Genomic DNA, 2,952 nt, shown 5'->3' on the forward strand with positions numbered 1-2,952 from the left:
GAATATATATGCTCCAAAGCCAACAAAAACCATCATAGCTGCCGCCACTCCTAATTTTAGCCACAACTGATTTTTATCCGGCGGACGTATTGGAGAATCTTCATCATGATTGGATTTACTTTGAAGAATGTTGTTTAGCATATCAATACTTTTTGTACGATCAAAAAGTGGCGCATCAATTTCGAGGTTATCCCAGGCCTCGTGAATGAGTGCAGTTATTTCCGCATCATTAGCAGATGAGTGAATGATCTCCATTAACTCATCCTGCTCCTGCTGTGTAGCGGTTTGATTATAATAACTATTAAAAAGGTAGGTAAGCCTTGCATTAAATGCACTCATACAGGTAGATGTTAGTTCATAAATTTTAAATTGGTAAAAGGAGTTTGGGTCGAACTTGCATACAAGACAACAAAACCTGTAAAAAAGGGGCTATTGGTTTTAAAAAAAAATTAAAAAAGTTTTTATCGCTATTAAAATTAGTGTAAAAGCCTCCAGGTGGGTGCGCACATAATCGGTGATTGATGTGGTAGCTATTTGCAGATATTTTTTTACCGTTTCGCGGGAAAGTTTAAGCTGCTCGGCTATTTCGGCATATTTAAGGCGGTTATGCCTGCTTAGTAAGTAAACTCTTTGCTGTTGCGGGGGCAGGTGGTCAATGGCTTCGTCCAATAAATTATAATACATGCCCGAATCCTGCCCGCCATTTAGCATTTCCATGCTACCAAGCTCCAGTTGTTTTATTTGTACCCGTTCCTTTGCCAACTTTTTAAGGCAGTTAAGCGCATGATTTTTGGATATAACAAAAAGGTAAGCCTTAAAATCGTCAATATCACCAAGGGTTTCGCGGGTCATCCATATTTTTAAAAACACATCCTGTACAACTTCTTCTGCCAGCTCGGCAGAGTTAGTAATGCGATAAATATGAATACCCAATTGCTGATGGTATGCTGTAAACAACTGGCGAAAAGCATGCTCATCACCGACTGCTACCTTTAAAAGCAATTCGTTTTCATGATGAAGCTTATTTGCTTTTGTAGACAAATCGAGCTCATGATCATAAGCAATATCCAACATAAGTAAACGTAAAGTAGTGGCAAATAATGGTTAAAAATTTAAACTTACAACACAATATAACTTAGGCAAAAACACTACTACAACCGCGAAGTTGCAAAATAGTTTATACTTTTTTACCAATAAAGCATGTTTAAATTACATTATTTCTGAAACAGAGGTATTTATAATTAATAGTTAAAATCAACTCTCCGCATCCTGTTGAGCGAGTTTCTTTTCAATCCTTTTATCGGGAATAAACCAGATGCCGGCTACAATAACATACAATGCAAAGGCTGCTATCGTGTTTAGCCAGCTTACACCAATAGCTATTGCATAGATGCCGACAGATATCTTTCCTTTCCAGTCTTCGCCAAAGGCCTCGGCAATCAAAGAATTCCCCCCATGGTGATGGATAAGTTTTCGTACTAAAATAGAATATGCGATACCATTCATTGTTAGTATAAAACCATAACAAGCTACCGGCCCCCTGGCAAAATGATTTTCGCCCATCCAGCCTGTAACAAATGGTATTAACGACAGCCAGAAAAGCAAATGCAGGTTGGCCCATAAAATCCCACCGTTAACTGAATGAACGGCCTGAAACATATGATGATGATTATTCCAGTAAATACCAACGTAAATAAAGCTCAAAATATAGCTTATAAAAACAGGTATAAGCGGCTTTAATGATTCAATGCTATCGCCATGTGGCACCTTCATCTCCAATACCATTATGGTAATAATAATGGCAATAACGCCATCGCTGAAAGCTTCTAACCTACCCTTGCCTAATGCCATTTTTTTATTTTATCCAGCTAAATTTAAGTTATTTTTTTTGGCCGAATGCCTGGTAACGCTGCATGGCCTCTATAAAATAGTAATCTGCATAGGTTAAAGGCACGTCAATTTCTGTGCCTGCAGGGAAATGACCTACGCTGTGCTGTAAAATAAAACCACCATTGGTGCCGGCAGCAGCCATGTAAGGCGGGGCAGAAAGCGTTTTCAATATGGTTTGGGCTACATTAAAATACTCCTGCCCTTTTTTTACGTCGCTGTACCTGCAAAGTTCCAACAAAGCCGAAGCCATAACAGAAGCTGCCGACGCATCTTTAAGTGCATCAGGAATGTTAGTGGCATTATAATCCCAATATGGAATCTTATTAGCTGGCAGGTGGGGGTTAGTCAATATAAAATGGGCAATATTTTGAGCCTGATCCAGGTATTTTTTGTCATGTGTTTCGCGGTACATCACGGTGTATCCGTAAAGCCCCCATGACTGCCCCCTGGCCCATGCCGATTCATTGGCGAAACCCTGGGCGGTTTTCTTTTCCTTTACCACTCCTGTTTGAGCATCATAATTAATCACGTGGTATGAGCTATAATCGGGCCTGAAATGGTTTTTCATGGTAGTATTGGCATGGGTAACTGCTATTTTATAATAGCTGGAATCGCCGGTTTCACGCGTTGCCCAAAACAGCAGTTCCAGGTTCATCATATTATCGATGATCACCAAATAATCGCCCGGTTTTGAATCCCATGATTTGATACAGCCTACTGTTGGGTTAAACCTTGTAGAAAGGGATTTGGCACTGTTAATCAGTATTTGTTTATATTCCGGCTTCGGCTCAATTTTGTTGGCATTTCCAAAACTGCAGTACATCATAAAGCCCAGGTCATGTGTATGCGTGTTAAACTGCTCCTTAGCCAAAACACCCATAATGCGGTTTGCTTCGGTAAGCAAAGCCTGGTCCTTCCTTTCCTGGTATAAATACAGCAAACTACCCGGATAAAACCCACTGCACCACCAGTCCGAATTGCTGTTTTCCTGCTTGTTTGTATTTGGGTGATAGGTTTTAGGAAATTCCTCCGGCCCTATCTGCTTCGCCAGGAATTTATATT

Annotated in this window: 4 protein-coding genes; all 4 read right to left on the minus strand. The window is 40.1% G+C overall.

Annotation, left to right across the window (positions count from 1 at the left end; genetic code table 11):
• Positions 1-339, minus strand: a 339-nt coding sequence (locus tag AC1DQW_RS27400) for a hypothetical protein (protein ID WP_477456967.1), incomplete at its 3' end; no start/stop codon positions are given.
• Positions 340-438: 99 nt separating this feature from the next.
• Positions 439-1,074 (minus strand): sigma-70 family RNA polymerase sigma factor, encoded by a 636-nt coding sequence (locus tag AC1DQW_RS27405; RefSeq protein WP_477456968.1) that lies wholly within the window; start codon positions 1,072-1,074, stop codon positions 439-441.
• Positions 1,075-1,254: 180 nt separating this feature from the next.
• Complete coding sequence (locus AC1DQW_RS27410) at positions 1,255-1,851, minus strand: TMEM175 family protein (protein WP_477456969.1); 597 nt, start codon at positions 1,849-1,851, stop codon at positions 1,255-1,257.
• A 28-nt stretch (positions 1,852-1,879) separates the two neighbouring features.
• The coding region (locus tag AC1DQW_RS27415) for a glycoside hydrolase family 88 protein (RefSeq protein WP_477456970.1) at positions 1,880-2,952 on the minus strand (1,073 nt) is incomplete at its 5' end.

Source organism: Mucilaginibacter sp. P5_A4 (assembly GCF_056400605.1).

Excerpts from the sequence above, each read along its gene's own strand:
- AC1DQW_RS27405 (WP_477456968.1), bottom strand. The coding sequence starts at position 1,074 with ATGTTGGATATTGCTTATGATCATGAGCTCGATTTGTCTACAAAAGCA.
- AC1DQW_RS27410 (WP_477456969.1), bottom strand. The coding sequence starts at position 1,851 with ATGGCATTAGGCAAGGGTAGGTTAGAAGCTTTCAGCGATGGCGTTATT.